14 protein-coding genes, 1 tRNA gene and 1 pseudogene are annotated in these 14,548 nt (G+C 55.9%); 2 read left to right on the top strand and 14 right to left on the bottom strand.

Annotated features, from left to right (window positions below):
- Position 1 precedes the first annotated feature (1 nt).
- From RBB76_RS25575 to RBB76_RS25535, 9 genes are all read right to left on the bottom strand, one after another.
- Positions 2-232, bottom strand: coding sequence for a hypothetical protein (locus RBB76_RS25575; protein ID WP_429634026.1), 231 nt, complete (start codon positions 230-232; stop codon positions 2-4).
- A gap of 11 nt (positions 233-243) precedes the next feature.
- The gene (locus RBB76_RS25570) at positions 244-1,110 is read right to left on the bottom strand and encodes a hypothetical protein (protein ID WP_429634024.1); all 867 of its coding nucleotides are present in this window, start codon (positions 1,108-1,110) and stop codon (positions 244-246) included.
- 17 nt (positions 1,111-1,127) lie between these two features.
- Positions 1,128-2,402, bottom strand: coding sequence for a TrbI/VirB10 family protein (locus RBB76_RS25565; protein WP_429634022.1), 1,275 nt, complete (start codon positions 2,400-2,402; stop codon positions 1,128-1,130).
- A gap of 2 nt (positions 2,403-2,404) precedes the next feature.
- Entirely contained in the window at positions 2,405-3,241 is an 837-nt protein-coding gene (locus tag RBB76_RS25560) for a TrbG/VirB9 family P-type conjugative transfer protein (protein ID WP_429634021.1), read from the bottom strand.
- A 36-nt stretch (positions 3,242-3,277) separates the two neighbouring features.
- The gene (locus RBB76_RS25555) at positions 3,278-4,555 is read right to left on the bottom strand and encodes a VirB4 family type IV secretion system protein (protein ID WP_429634019.1); all 1,278 of its coding nucleotides are present in this window, start codon (positions 4,553-4,555) and stop codon (positions 3,278-3,280) included.
- Positions 4,494-5,630, bottom strand: a complete 1,137-nt coding sequence (locus RBB76_RS25550; protein WP_429634017.1) for a hypothetical protein — start codon at positions 5,628-5,630, stop codon at positions 4,494-4,496. Before RBB76_RS25550 ends, RBB76_RS25555 begins: the two co-directional genes overlap by 62 nt.
- The gene (locus RBB76_RS25545) at positions 5,614-5,880 is read right to left on the bottom strand and encodes a VirB3 family type IV secretion system protein (protein WP_429634015.1); all 267 of its coding nucleotides are present in this window, start codon (positions 5,878-5,880) and stop codon (positions 5,614-5,616) included. The genes RBB76_RS25550 and RBB76_RS25545 overlap by 17 nt, the downstream gene beginning before the upstream one ends.
- A 7-nt stretch (positions 5,881-5,887) precedes the next feature.
- Entirely contained in the window at positions 5,888-6,232 is a 345-nt protein-coding gene (locus RBB76_RS25540) for a hypothetical protein (protein ID WP_429634013.1), read from the bottom strand.
- A gap of 118 nt (positions 6,233-6,350) precedes the next feature.
- Complete coding sequence (locus RBB76_RS25535; RefSeq protein ID WP_429634011.1) at positions 6,351-7,307, bottom strand: LysR family transcriptional regulator; 957 nt, start codon at positions 7,305-7,307, stop codon at positions 6,351-6,353.
- Positions 7,308-7,618: 311 nt separating this feature from the next.
- Here RBB76_RS25535 and RBB76_RS25530 point away from each other — a divergent pair, with 311 nt between their 5' ends.
- The gene (locus tag RBB76_RS25530) at positions 7,619-7,867 is read left to right on the top strand and encodes a helix-turn-helix domain-containing protein (RefSeq protein ID WP_429634009.1); all 249 of its coding nucleotides are present in this window, start codon (positions 7,619-7,621) and stop codon (positions 7,865-7,867) included.
- A gap of 213 nt (positions 7,868-8,080) precedes the next feature.
- Positions 8,081-9,151 (top strand): tyrosine-type recombinase/integrase, encoded by a 1,071-nt coding sequence (locus RBB76_RS25525; protein WP_429634008.1) that lies wholly within the window; start codon positions 8,081-8,083, stop codon positions 9,149-9,151.
- 70 nt (positions 9,152-9,221) lie between these two features.
- On the opposite strand, the gene RBB76_RS25520 is transcribed toward RBB76_RS25525, so the two are convergent.
- From RBB76_RS25520 to RBB76_RS25500, 5 genes and pseudogenes are all read right to left on the bottom strand, one after another.
- Positions 9,222-9,298, bottom strand: a tRNA-Asp gene (locus tag RBB76_RS25520).
- Between the two features lie 347 nt (positions 9,299-9,645).
- A pseudogene (locus RBB76_RS25515) lies at positions 9,646-10,499 on the bottom strand (nitrilase-related carbon-nitrogen hydrolase).
- Positions 10,500-10,697: 198 nt separating this feature from the next.
- The gene (locus tag RBB76_RS25510) at positions 10,698-11,237 is read right to left on the bottom strand and encodes a cytochrome P460 family protein (RefSeq protein WP_429634006.1); all 540 of its coding nucleotides are present in this window, start codon (positions 11,235-11,237) and stop codon (positions 10,698-10,700) included.
- A gap of 513 nt (positions 11,238-11,750) precedes the next feature.
- Positions 11,751-12,119 (bottom strand): metal-sensitive transcriptional regulator, encoded by a 369-nt coding sequence (locus tag RBB76_RS25505; protein WP_429634004.1) that lies wholly within the window; start codon positions 12,117-12,119, stop codon positions 11,751-11,753.
- A gap of 8 nt (positions 12,120-12,127) precedes the next feature.
- Complete coding sequence (locus RBB76_RS25500; RefSeq protein ID WP_429634002.1) at positions 12,128-14,548, bottom strand: heavy metal translocating P-type ATPase; 2,421 nt, start codon at positions 14,546-14,548, stop codon at positions 12,128-12,130.

Here is a 14,548-nt window from a genome sequence, read left to right as displayed (position 1 = left end):
GTTAGTGGTTTGGAGCCGTGGTCGCCTTCTGTGCATTGTGCTCACGGATCTTCTGGATAGCCGCTTTGTCGTCGCGATCAATCTGTTCTGCTTTGTCGCGCTCGGCGGCGGTCTTGGCTGTGGAGGCTGCCGTCTCTTTGCTTACCTGAAGTTCATGTGCCAGGACCCCACCAATCACGGTAAGAGCGGCGAGAATCCCAATCAAGAGCTTCGTTCTTAATGCTTGCTGCATGGTGACTCCTGTTAGGGCAGGTAGGTCTGCCAGGTTTGGGAGCTGTTTGCGGGGGCGGACGAGAAGGTCGCACGCTGTTGTTGAACGAACGAAGCATTGTTGATCTCGTCCGCAGCAGCGGTGCGCTGAGCCATGTTCTGCACAGCGGCCTGCGCCGCCTGACAGGCATGGAGGGCGCCCTGGGCCTGCGTCTCGTTCAGATGATGAGCATTCCCGACGTTGACGAGGTTGAGTTGTTCGAGTTCAGTGGTTGTGAACGAAGAAGTGTCGAACTGTGATTGGGTGAGCGAACTCTGGGGTAGCAGATTGTTGTTTCGCTGCCAGTTGTAATCGCCCACCGAATTGAGGCACTGGCTCGATACGCCGTCCATCGCCTCCATGCGGGTAAGCGTCGCAAGAGCATGGCTCGACCCGAGGACTTGGCCGCTGAGGAAGGAAGACGAGGTGGAATTGAGCCCCAGGTTCATCAACTTCCAGACCATGCTGGAGGTTCCGGGTGCCTGACCGTTCATCGCAGCTTGAAGCCCGGTAGTCTCGCCGTACTGGTTGGCGAAGCTTGCCATCGTCAGTTGTGACTGGATGGTCTGCCAGATGGATTTGCTGCTGAAGTTTTTCAGATTACCGTAGACCGTGTTGTACAAGGTCACGGCCTGCAGATAATCCTTATCCAACGTTGCAGCCATTTGGATCTCGTTCGCAAGTTGTTGCTGCCATGTCACGCTGTTCTGTATGTTCTGCGAGATTTGTTGGATAGCATGAGCAGATTGGGTGGGGTCGAAGACAACGCCGCCAAACTGCGCGTGCCCGGGCAGTGCAGTAAGCATGAGGAAAATGGCGGCGAGGCCTCCGGTCCGGTATTTGTTGAGAAGTCTTTGCATCGTATGGCTCCTTTAGGTCACATTGCGGGTTCGACGCGGTGTTCTGCGTAGGAGGGGATGAGGAGATCACGGCCAATGTAGACCCGTGCGCGGGAACCTTCCTTCAGGGTGATGATCGGAAGGCGGTTGAGAAAGTGGTTGAGGATCTGTTCGGCCTCCTCGCTCGACTGCGAGGTAACGCCGTTGCGTATTTGGGCCGACGGATCGAGGATGTTGTTGTTTCCGATTTGCGCGAGACCGCCCAGGCCGCCGATTGCGGCGGCGACGGCGAATGTTTGTAGATAGCGGTTATCTACCTTGGTCGCTAGGCCGGTTGTGCCAAGCGGGTCAAGGCCGGCGAACTTGTCGAGATCAATCGAGAAGCCATCAGGGCAGATCGCACGATGGAAGGAGACGACCATCTTGCGAGCTTGGCTGCTGTTCACAGCCTGCACACTTCCAACGAGCCGCGTCCCCTGTGGCAATAGAAGTTGTTGATGGTCATGCGAGTAATAGTCGGTGGTGAGCATCAGGAGGATGGGACCTGACAGGCCGCCGTCCACATGGTTCGTGACCACTCCCTCGAAGACGCTGCCTTCGAACACTCGGTAGAGTTTGCCGTCGTAGGTGTCGAAGTCGTATTTACTGATTGCCGCATCTTTCGACTGGGGCTTGCCATTCCCTTCGTCCTCCGCTTTCGCGGTCTCTGGTTTCTCAAGATGCTCTCCGAGCGCGACCGACGGCGGCTGCGAGGCTGCGGTATGCGGCTGCGGCGGGGAAGCCTCGGCCGATGATCGAGCGAAGTCAACGGCGACGGTGTCGCTGTTGAGAGCGTCCTGGTGCTGCTTCTCTCGTGCCAACTCAGCTTGCTTCGCCTCAGCTTGGCGCTCGGACATCTGAGATGTTGCCTTCGGAGCGTCTGGGTTGTTGGCCCCGTAAAGGGCTGCCCGCTGGGCCGCTGTCATCGGCGGAGCGTTCGGCGACTCCGGCCCAGGTACCTCTGCCGCTTGAATCTGCGCCAGCAGAGCGGCGGTCGCCAAACGCTGTTGCTGATCCTCCTGATCCTTCTTAGCGACTTGCTCCTGCTGAGTCTCAAAGGAGTTCACCTGCTGCGGATTCGCTGCGGCTGGACGTGCCGTCATCTGACTCTTCACCGGAGCAGCCTTCTTTCCGGCATTGACGACGCTTGATATGACGAACACTACCAAAATGATGAACAGCAGGATAAGCAGCGGTTGCTTCTTATTCAGAGGCGTCGAAGCCTCGGGCTGCTCAGGGACGGTGGCTGGAGGTGTAGTGGGTGTGTCTGCCATGATTAGCTCCCCGCCTTGGTCTGTCGGAAGTCCACACGCTGCTTGCCGATGGAAAGATAACCCTGAGCGACGGTCTTCGGAATGGTGAACAGGCCATTTGAAAAGTCAAAGTTGATGAGTGAGCCTTTGCCATCCTTCAGCTCATAGAGCGCGGGCGTCTCCTGGAACTTGCCGCGCAGGTAGGTGAACTTGTCATCGCGCCATATTTGCTCAATGCCAAGCGCGGCACCCTTTTTCTGATCCCAGCTGTAATCGAAGTGCAGAGTGCCGGGATAGCTGGCTTTGAAGTTCTCGGCTGCAGTCGCAACGGCCTTGTGATCTGCCTCTGCCGCTTTGCGAGCATCGTCAGCCTCCTTCTTGAGTTGCGCCTCCTTCGCATCGGCTTCGGCGGCAGGGACGAACACTGGCGACTTCGCCATATTCTCTGCGGCCTTCGGATCGCTAGATGTCACGTACACCTTCGAATCGAAGTGGGGATTGTCTTTCTCGTTCGAGATCTCCCGCAGTTCAATCGTGTACTCATTGCCGTGGTCGGAAACGATATGAAGGTCGGTAGTGCTGTCCGCCACTTTGGGCTTGATAGAGATGTACCGGCTCGCCACATGACCGGCATCGAAGACCCAACTGACCGTGTCTCCGCCAAAAACCGTCGCGACCTTCTCCTCGGCAGGCAATTCGATAAGGGTCGATTGGAGCAGGCCGGCGCGAACCACAGGTGGAGCGGAAGCATCGGCGGTCACGACGGTGCGTGGCGCACCGGGCTGGAGATGGGGAGTCTGCGCATTGCCCGCTGCGGCGATGGCGAAAGCGGTCACGAAGGTGAAGAGCCGGATAGTCATAACGTGTCCTCTAAGTGATTTGTGCTACTGAGCCTGCTATACCGCTTCGCCCTGCGCGAAACGCTCGATGCCTTCATGGAGTCCGTACATCTCGATCAGCTTGGAACGGCGAACCTTGTCCTTGGGCCTGGTCGAAAACTTTGCGTAACTACGGTTGTCAAGGTTGAGGGTGATGACTTTCGTGACCCCGTCACGCCGAACGTAAAGTCCTTCGCGCGGGCGCAGACTCTCGAAGAGATTTAATTGCTGGTCGCTGAGCTTGAACAGCTCTCCGTAAAATTTGCGATTGAACGTAGCGTCTGGAAGGAACAAGAACGAAGTGCAGGAATTGACGATCGAATCAGCATTTTCACCAAGATCATTCGCAGACTGGCCGATCAAGGTCACGCCGCCGAGGTTCTTGCGCACCGTCTTGATCGAGGCGAGCGCACCTTCAAGCAACTGTTTGTTCTTCATGTTGGAGAAGATCTCTTCGATCAATACGTGCTTCGGCACACCAAGATTTTTCGGGTCGTAGACGATCTCGTCGATCCGTCGCAGTATCCAGACCATGAGCGGTTCGATCAGGTCCGCATACTGCTTGTTGTTCACTCCTTGAAAATCAAAGCACTGGAGTCTGGATATGCGGAGGCTGTCTTCCACGTTGTCGAAGATCGCGTGGTAAACGCCTTGATCTTTCCATTTCGCCATATAGCGATCAAGATGCTTGGGCAATGTGAGATTCCCAAGCCTCCGCATCGCTTGCGGGAGGTTGTAGATACCCTTCACAGATTTAAATACATCGTCATCGTCTTCGGGGCCGATGGTCGCCCCTGAGTTCGTCAGCAACAGCTTCACGAAGGAGTGAAGGAAAGCGATGTTGGTCTCAGTGGGTTCAAGCGCGAACGGATTGATGCGCGGGCCGTCCTTGCCCACCCGGTCGATACGCCCTCCGTAGAGTTCGACGACACTCTCGTAGCTGCCCCCAATATCGAATATGAAGGTGAAACCGCCATACTTTTGCTCCAGGCTGAGCATCTGGCAGGCGTGTACGCTTTTGCCGGTCCCTGTAGGGCCTATGATGAGCTGGACACGTACACCGTTCACATAAGCGTCCTGAAAATAGGGAGTTCGAGTCCGCGTCTCGAAGATGTTCAGATACTCGGCATCGAGGTCGTCCGAGTACGCATGGCCCAGATGTGGCGCGAAGATGCTGGACAGGCGTGCATGGTGGTCTTCACGCAGCCACAGGGGATACACATTGAACTGCCGGTTACCCGGAAACATCGCGTAGAAGGCAGAGATTGCCGTAGGTCTCCTCCATGATCGGTACACGCGCATCCACAAAGAGACGATGGACAGCAGGAGTTGCGGCGCGCAACTCAGAGGCGGTCCTCGCGGAGAGAAGCAAGCGCAAGGCATAGTCACCCTGGCCCAACTTGTCGAGAGAAGAGACAACTTCGGTGAGGTTGTCGACATTGCCGGCAGCCGCTTTTGCGGTTGCGGTCGCTTCAAGCGGTGCCGTGTTCTTTCCACTCATAAGGCGCTGGAACGGCGAGAGCTTGAAGAACTCCAAGAACTTCTCCTGGCTCGTCACCTCCTTGCGGGTAGCACTGTCCGATTGTGGTCGCCATACAGAGCACAGGATGCTGTCGCAATCGAGTTCCATCAGGTTCGTGAACAGGCATGGGCGAGAGATCTCTGGCGTATCGGTCAGCGGGAACATCTGGACGTAGCGACGTCCAATGCGGAGATGCTCGCTGTGCCATTCCACGGGGGCTTTGACAAGTTGACGGTCTACACCAGAATCGGAGCGAAGATGCACATCGGACGCCCACTCCTCAAGGTTGAAGAGATAGCTGAAGAACTGGAAAACCTTTGCTTTGCCAAGAAGCTGCAGACCGATTGAATCGCTCATATGCGATTCGAGAATCGTTGCCGCCTTTTCAAGCTCGAAGAGTTGCCGGTCTGTTGCGCCTTGCTGCTCCTTCGGCCTGCGACTAAGCGGGTTAATTACGTCGGGCTCAATCGTGAGGCACCAATGCAAATCGATACGACGAAAGCGGGCGGTTCGGTTGAGGAACTCGATGCGGTCGCCAGCAAACGATTCGGTGATCGGATCTGCATACGCCTTCTGCCGAGGAAGGGCGAAGCCGGCCATCACGCGGGTGTACTGATAGAGACAAGCGCCCGGTGGGAGCCCACGCAGTGAAGCTTCGACACCGCGAACTCGAATATCTAGGTCCTCATCCGTGCGGCTTTCTTCATCGATCCCGGCCAAGGAAAAGAGGCAACCATAACCGCCACCTTTGAGCGCGAAGATGTCTTCGCTGACGAAATGCGATAGGGGCATGATCCCGGTCGCTGCTCCGGCCTTTGTGAACCACGGTGCGTCATTTGCGCGGGTCATAATAGCTCCTCTGCTTCAGGCTCAAAGACCAGAGTTGAAACATCTTGGGGTGCTTGCGGACGACGAGCCACGCTCCAAGCAACAACGTAGGAAAGCTGAAGATGGCAAGCCATTTGAAACCAGCGAGGAAAACCGTCACCGTGACGAAAACAATGGACATCCACGCTGACAGTTCGAGACCTAATTTGGTCCTGGGTCGATTCAGTGCGCCATTGATTGGTAACGGTTCTCCGCGCTTCGTCGTGTGCATGGCGACCTCACATCGATTGGCCGGTCAGTGAACCAATCCAGCCAGCACCCCATCCGAGTACGCCTGCACCAAATAGCGCACCGAATAAGCCTGGTATAGCATCTTGAAAACGCCCACTCATCATGCGGATTCCTGCAAAAATGAGCCCGCCGAAGCAGATAACGGCACCTGCGTAAATCGCGAAGGTCTTAAAACTTCCCATAAGCGTCTGCGCGCCAGAGAAATCCATCGTTCCCTGAGCATGGGCAGCGCCCGCAAATGACAGCGCAATAAGTGTCGGCGCCATCACACGAATGAGTTGATTGAGCTTGTGACTGAGCTTCCGCGGCCGGAAGTATGAACGTAGTGACATGAGCATTCTCCTGATGGCATCTTTTGCGCTGCCATGTCACGGAAGTTAGGCCATTCTCTCGCGATCGTCCAAGACGTAATACCAATACCACCCAAAGTTCGACTTATAGAAGCTTCGTTCAGCCAATCAATTTGAGCTGCTGCGGTCGAACCCGCTCGGACCGAGTCGGCTTCCGCTTGGGAGTCAGACCGTTCTCTCTGAGGTACATCTCTAGGATTGACAGGGCGATGTGAGCGCTTTCCTTGCTGGTCACGAACGCCGTATCTGAGGTCCAATTCACACCCGCTATTGGTCGAGTAATTAAGCCCGCTTCAAGGGTGGAAAGCTGGTCGACAAGAGCAAGGCCGTACTTCTCTTTGACCATCCATTGCATGTCAGAGGGAGTAGCCGCTGAGTTCGCGAGATTCAATGGAATTCCGGCCTCTGCAAACATCTCAGACAGGCGAGAGTGCGCGGCGGGATGCAGCTCTGGATCGCGGAAGACTTTGATTCGAGGAGCTGCTTCGTGAATATCGATCTGTGCTTTTGAAGCGAGAGGATCGTCTGTCCGCATACAGAGGACCAACGGAGCCTGGGCCACCTGCAAGACGGTCCACAGATCTCGATCAATGGGTAGGGGGAGAATGGCGCAATCTAGGCTACCGCGGCCGAGCCGTTGCAACGTGTGCGATGTATCTCCGCTGGATAGCTGGATATCACAGGAGGGGAAAAGCTCTTGATAGGCGAGCCGGAGGGCCTGCAAAAGAAGCGGGTTCACGAAGGGAGAGAACCCCAGCCTCAATGGAGGTACTTGCTTGTTGTATATGGCCCGAGCCATAGCAAAGACTTCACGGCGTTCTGTTAGAACCTTACGTGCCCAGTTGAGAATGAGTTGGCCAGGGGGAGTAGGAGAGACGCCATTGCGTCCGCCGCCACGGACGAAGATCGGAAATCCCTCTTCCTCTTCGAGCGCTCGAACCTGTTGACTGATCGCGGGCTGCGAACGATAAACCCGCTCGGCGGCCTTCGTGAAATTTTTTCCTTCATAGATGGCAAGCAGGTATACAAGATGGCGAAACTCTACGGAATCTGACATGGCCCTGGTACTCCGCTTGGCATGGCGTCCATCCGACAGTCCACATGGGGACAGTGGATAACCAATCGTTCTCCCGCGCACCAAAACAGTCAATTAGGAACCCATGAGTTGCTAGTAACTCCGCGCAGTGACTAGGCACTTTTTTGTTCCTACCATCACAGCCTCCTATAAGTGAAACTTTGGGCAGTATTGGTAGGAAGTATTGGACTTCGAAGGCACGGACACGCACCCTTGGATATCGATGCGCTCACCGTTGAAGGGAATCTTGACGATGCGTGCAGGGTCCAAACAATCTCTTATGCGAGGTTCCAATGTCTTCAGAGTTCACTCACGACACAAATCCGAACGTAGTGCTCAAGAAGCCCCCATCCTCTGTCACCACAACGATCCCCGAGCGGCTGCTTGACAGCGACGAAGCCGCAGCCATCATGAACTGCCATCCGAAGACCTTGCAGAAGCTTGCTCGTAAGGGAGTCGTGCGGGGAGTCCATATAGGGAAGCTCTGGCGTTTTCGTGCTTCAGTCATTGAGGAGTGGATTCAGCGTCAGCTAGCCAGCTAATCCACAAGACAAAAGTCTCGACCTCTGCCCGGCGTAGCGGTACCCTAGAGATAGCCATCCGTTACGCCTAAGACGGGAGAAAGAATGTCAAGGCGAACACGGTATCAGAATGGAAGCGTGCAGCGTGAAAATCGGCGGAGCGGCCCGGATGTATGGGTCTTTCGTTGGTGGGAGCCTGGCTCTGATGGTGAAAGCAAGCGGAGGAAAGCAATCGTGGGAACTGTTCTCACCTTGCCGACTGAAGCGATTGCCCTCAAAGCCGCTCGCGCGTTGCGCATCGACGCTAACTCACAAACCCCGCTGGCAGAGAGCGGGCCGGAAACAATCGCTGAACTGGTTGCTCACTATCGGCTCAAAGAGTTGAAAGAGGACAGCCACAGTCGGAAGTCGTTTCCTACACGCGCTGCCTATCGAAGTTACCTGGACAATTGGGTGCTGCCTCGTTGGGGCGAACTCAAGCTGGATCAGATCAAGCCCGTCACAGTCGAACAATGGCTGGACGGGATCAAGCGGGCGAAAGCAACACGAGCCAAGATTCGGAACCTGATGAGTGCTCTCTTCAGTCACGCGATGCGCTACGAGTGGACGGATAAGAATCCGATCAAGCTGGTGCGTCAGAGCGCGAAGCGGGAACGCATTCCTGATGTTCTGGAACTCGCAGAACTTCAGCTTCTTCTCACCAAGCTCGATACACGCGAACGCACACTGGTTCTGCTGGCGGCTGCCACTGGACTGCGTGTGAGTGAGTTGCTGGGTATCCAGTGGGCTGATGTGGACTTCGAGAATCTTGAACTCAGTGTGACCCGATCCATCTGGCATCAAAAAATCGGGGAATGCAAAACGGAAGCCTCCGCCAAGCCAGTTCCACTCGACGGCTACATGGCGGAAGACCTGCTTCAGTGGCGAAAGAAGAGTCCTTATCCCATGCAAGAGGATTGGGTCTTCGCCAGTCCGACTATGAAGGGCGAGCAACCCTATTGGCCGGACAATCTGATGAAGCGGTATATTAAGCCGGTCGCCAAGGCGAACGGCATCTACAAGAACATCGGCTGGCACACCTTCCGTCACACCTTCGGCACACTGCTGAAGGCGAACGGGGAAGATGTGAAGACCGTCCAGGAGCTTTTACGGCACGCCAATAGCAGGATCACACTGGATGTCTATACGCAGGCAGTGGGTTCCAACAAGCGGGCCGCACAAAGCAAGGTTGTAAGGATGATGATTTCCGGCGTGGGTCAGAACGCGGTTGAGATGGACCCGCAAAAAGCTCGCATTGGAGCTTAATGGACCTTTATCGGACCCGGATTTGCTTGTCACTTAGGTCCCATATATTCCGTAAGTCTTTTGGAATGTATGGCGGGGACGACGGGGCTCGAACCCGCGACCTCTGCCGTGACAGGGCAGCGCTCTAACCAACTGAGCTACGTCCCCAAGAGTGTTTTCAACACTTTGGATGTGCGTCACATAGAAGCAAGCGTTTCGTAGCCTTCGCTACTGTCGCCTTTTTCTACCTTGCCACTGCGGGACTCGATTCCGGAGATGGGTCGACACAACGTGGACACCAAACGAACTCGACGCAACGACAAGATTGAGTTTATCAGAAGATGGCGCCCGTTGGTGTCCATTCGCCCTCCCACAGAGCCAAAAAGTGAAACTCAACTGTGGATCGCCGGCGTCGTGTCCACGACGAGTCGGCGTCCGAAGGTAGTAATCTTCGCATGGCGTTCGGACAATTGCTGCGGAAACCTCAAGCGTCGGCATTTCAACTTCAAGATTTTCTACGCAACCTCGTCGTGAAGATCTTCCGAGATTCGTACAGATTTTGACTCGGGGTGCTTAGCACGTTCGTGAAAGTGCGCGGTGGGAGTGCGGTCGATAAGCAAACTAAGCAATTCTGGCCGACTGTAGTGCCCTCTCGTGTCCACTATGTGCTTTCGCTTGTCGATCAGCGCGAAATCAAGGTCGACGGTGACTTCTCCTTCGCCCGAGCGGACGGGTTGTCCCATGATGCTCCCGTCGGGCGCGATGATCGCAGTGAAGCAGCCGCCGGAGATCGGCCCAAGGTCGGCGCAGCCGGTGTCCGCGGCAATCTGAGCCTGCTGGTCAGTGTCCAACCAGGCTGTAGCGCAAACGACAAAGCACCCAGACTCCAGCGCGTGCTGCCTGACTGCGATTTCGGCCCTCTCCGCAAAACCATCGCCGAACATGGAACCGGGGAACATCGCAGAGTGGATCTGCTCGCCATCGGCCATCATCGCGTACCGTGCGAGAGGGTTGTAGTGCTCAAAACACGCCAATTGACCAATACGTGCGACCTTACTGTTAATAGCGCGCAGACCTGAGCCATCGCCTGGCCCCAGATCATGCGCTCATAGTGGGTGGGTGTGATCTTGCGTCGTCTTTGAATCAATGCGCCGTCGGCATCGAAGAGAAGTTGTGTGTTGTAGATTGTTCCGCCGTCACGCTCGTTGACGCCGATGGAGGCGATGCCTGCCTGTCTGCAGGCCTCGCCGAGCGCTTCTGTGGCAAGAGACGGCACCGTCACCGACTGGTCAAGCAGCTTCACGAACTCGCCGCCGCGAAGGATTTGATAGCCGGACTGCACGATCGAATAGTAGGAGTAGTAAGGCACCACCGTCTCGGGGAAGGTGGCGAACTGTACCCCCTGCTGGCCAAGCTCGCGGATCTTTCCGCACGCTCTTTTCGACCGTCCCTTCGCGGCTATAAAGGACGGGACTTATTTGGACTGCAGCGGCTTTAACGACCCTCATTGGAATCTCCTTTGCTTGTGCTGCTTTGGAATTTCGGCCCCGCGCCTGCTCGTCAAACTTCAGAAAGGCGCGTAACGAGTGAACACAAAGTCACGATCTTTGGCAGGTTCGTGGCAGGAGAAGCAGGCTTTGTGCATCGCCTCGTCGGCAGGTTTGCCGTCCTTAAAGTCACCGAACCCCCAGCCGCCTGTTGCCGCGTATTTTTTTGAATCCTTGACCATGACTTGCATGTTCACGGGCGATCCGACAACGAAAGATTGCGCGCCGGGGAAAGGACCGGCCAGGACTTTGTCGTTGTCTTCCGACGCGACACGAGTCCAATGCAGCGCGACAATGATTGAGCCGTCTGGGAACGGTATCGTCCCTTCCTTATAGGCTTTGATCGCTATCTCATTGCCGAGTTGCGCGCGCAACTGGTCAACTTTGTCGGTCTTTAGCTGGGCCACGGCGATCATCTTCCAATCGCGGTATCCAGGCGGAATTGTGACGCCGTAGATGGGAGAGGCCGCTTCATCCATACGTCCGGATACGGGGGACGAAGAGGCGACGGTGGCCACCACCGCTGTAACTGCAACCATCATCAAGACGATTCGTTTCATGACTCCTCCTTCCAAATTCTTGTTCGTAGTCGTTCACTGCGGCAGCACTTCTGCCGCACACCATAGACTCGAGATACCTTGGAATTCGCAGTAAATTCAGCGGACACTTCTTTTTGAGTCTTCACCGAAGCTCTCGACAGGGTGAGGGTCACTTGCGTGATGGCTCCGTCGCGCGCTGAGGCGCGACGATTTTTCCGGGGTAGCCGAGGGAGCCCAACTCAGTTGATTCGCGACACCCTGATTCTGAAGGATCGCGTTGGCCGGGAAACTGAATCGCCAAAATTCAGTTTGGCGACGATACGAGTCTGCACCAGATGTTCCTTGCGCGAATCCCCAAATCGAGAGGTTACGCGGACACCATTATCTCCCGAAATTCTGCCTCTTTCGAGTCTCCCGCCTTGACCACAGAAGAAATTTTCATGACAGGGCTGGGGTGTTCCTCGCCATTTATCCGGATGATCGCGACGGCCCTCGATTTGGAGTGCATCTCCGATAAGCCTTTACTGATCTTGATTAGCGTGCGTTTTTGTAGATGAGATCCAATAACTCGTCGTACATTGCCTGTCTCTCCTCTGTGGAACCTGTGCGAATCGCCTGAGTTGCACAGTGAGAGAGATGGTTTCGCATCAACGCTCTGGCGACGGAACGCAATGCCTCCTGAACGGAAGAGACTTGAGTAAGAATATCGGTGCAATAGCGATCTTCCTCAACCATCCGCTGGAGACCCCTGATCTGCCCTTCGAGCCGTCGCAACCGACGCAGGTTGGAGGCCTTGATCTCAGGATCGACTCCAACCGCCTTGCGGTCCGATTCGCCTATCTCGCAGCCGCACGATTCCACGATCGCGACGTTGTGTTTAGGAGTTGCTTTCTTCGTCGGCATATTCTTCCTTAGTCAAGCTGCAGCCGGCGTAATCGCAAGCTGTTTGTGACAACACTGAAAGAACTGAGGGCCATCGCTGCGCTGGCTATCACCGGGCTCAGCATTATTCCAAAGGCTGGATAGAGTGCACCAGCAGCAATTGGAATCCCAATCACGTTATAGACGAAGGCCCAAAACAGATTCTGCCGCATGACTCGCATCGTGCGGCGCGAGAGAGTCACCGCCGCCGCGACACCATTAAGATCGCTCCGCATCAGCGTCACATCCCCAGCGTCCATCGCGATGTCAGCGCCACTGGCCATAGTCAGTCCCACATCAGCCTGTGCGAGCGCAGGAGCATCGTTGACTCCATCTCCTACCATCGCTACGACGCGGTGTTCTGTTTGCAAGCGCCTGATTGCTTCAACCTTGCCGGCAGGAAGCACACCCGCAATCACCTCATCGACGTTCACCTGCCGTGCAATAGCTTGAGCGGTGTGTTCGTTGTCGCCTGTAAGCATCGCCACACGAAGCCCTTCGTCATGCATCTTGCGAATAGCTTCGATGGAACTGGGCTTGATCGTGTCTGCGACAGCGAGAATGGCAGCGAGCGCGCCATCGATCGCGATCCATAACGGAGTCTTTCCTTCCTCTGACATTCGTTCTGCCGATGCCTTTAGCGGTTCAACGGTGACGTCGTGCTTCTTCATAAGTGCAGCGTTGCCGATCAATACAGTCTCGCCACCGACAACTCCCACGACTCCAAGTCCAGGGAACGACTCGAAGTCATGCGCCTGCGGCAGATTCAAACCACGCTCCGCTGCGTATTTAACAACCGCTTCAGCAAGAGGGTGTTCACTAGCGCGCTCCAGTGCTGCCGTTACGCGAAGGACATCATCTTCGTTGGTTCTTTGGCTCATTGCCGTATTGCTATCGCTTGAAGTGAGTAGAAAGTCGGTAACCTCGGGACGGCCAGCAGTGATGGTTCCCGTCTTATCCAGCACAACGGTATCGATCTTCTCCAATCGCTGAAGAGCATCGCCACCTTTGATGAGAATTCCATAGTTGGCTCCGCGTCCTGTTGCAACCATCACGGCTGTCGGAACAGCCAGACCCATCGCGCACGGACAGGCAATCACCAGTACAGTAACGGCAGCCACGAACGCCTGCATCACTCCTGCGTGCGGAGCCAACACACGCCACGCAGCGAAGGTGACGATCGCAATACCCAGGACCGCCGGAACAAACACCGAGCTGATGCGATCTGCGATGCGTTGTATCGGAGCACGAGATCCCTGAGCCTCGCGCAGGAGGCGCACAATCTGTGACAGCATGCTGTCTGCGCCCAGGCTGGTCGCTCGATATTGCAGCGATCCGCGCTGGTTCAACGTTCCCCCTATCACTTTGTCGCGCGCAGTCTTTTCAATGGGTAACGACTCGCCTGTGAGCATCGATTCATCGACACTGCTCCGACCCGAGATCACCTCGCCATCTGTCGGTATTCGCTCGCCGGGTCGCACCACCACGTGATCTCCGTTTTGAATCGACTCAAGCGGTACGTTGCTCTCGATTCCATCGCGCAGAACAGTCGCGGTCTTCGGCTGCAGTTGAACGAGCTTTCGCAAAGCACTTGCAGTCTGCCCCTTCGCCCTGCTCTCCAGCGTATTGCCAGCAAGCACCAATCCGATGATCAGAATAGTGGCTTCAAAATAAACATCGGGAGCGACGCCGCGGGTGACAAAAAATCCGGGAGCGATTGTACTGGCGGCAGAGTAGAGATAAGCCGTTCCCGTACCAAGAGCCACAAGCGTGTTCATGTCCGCCGTCTTATGCCGAAGGGCAGCCCACGCTTTGATATAAAACCTTCGTCCTGCCCAGCTGAGGATGCATGTCGCGAGAACAAACAGGAACCAGCGAATCGCGTCCGGACTGAGGTCGTACATCCAGGGCAGCGCGCTGCGCAACAGCGGATCAACCACTCGCATGGTCCAATTCATCAGCGGATCTTTCATCCGCTCCATCCCGGCACCACTGTTGATCGTCATCAAAGGCATCGACAAGAGCATGGCAGCGCCACCGGCGATGAGGCTTACCACCGCCTTCTGTCGCAGTTGCCGATACTCCCTCAACTGCGTCTCGTCGTGCTCCTCCTGTTCGTCAAGAACCGACTGGTGCTCCAGAGGAAGATCCGCGCCGTACCCGGTGCCACGAATCGCCTCTACCAATGCAGAGACCGATGTTGCACCTGGGTCGAAGGTCACAGTGGCGTTATGTAGCATCAGGTTTACCGTCGCATCCTTCACCCCAGCCTGATTGGCAAGCTCCCGCTGAAGGAAGGACTGGCACGCCGCGCACGTCATCCCTTTAACGGGAATCGTGACGTGCTTAGCCACACCGGAAGCTACGGGATTGCCGACGTTTCCGTCTCTGATCATCAAACTACCGGACAT

It is taken from the genome of Tunturiibacter psychrotolerans (assembly GCF_051013365.1).
Classification (GTDB): Bacteria; Acidobacteriota; Terriglobia; order Terriglobales; family Acidobacteriaceae; genus Edaphobacter; species Edaphobacter psychrotolerans_A.
The sequence above is the reverse complement of the archived record's forward strand: the minus strand, read 5'-3'. Positions and strand labels throughout refer to the sequence as shown.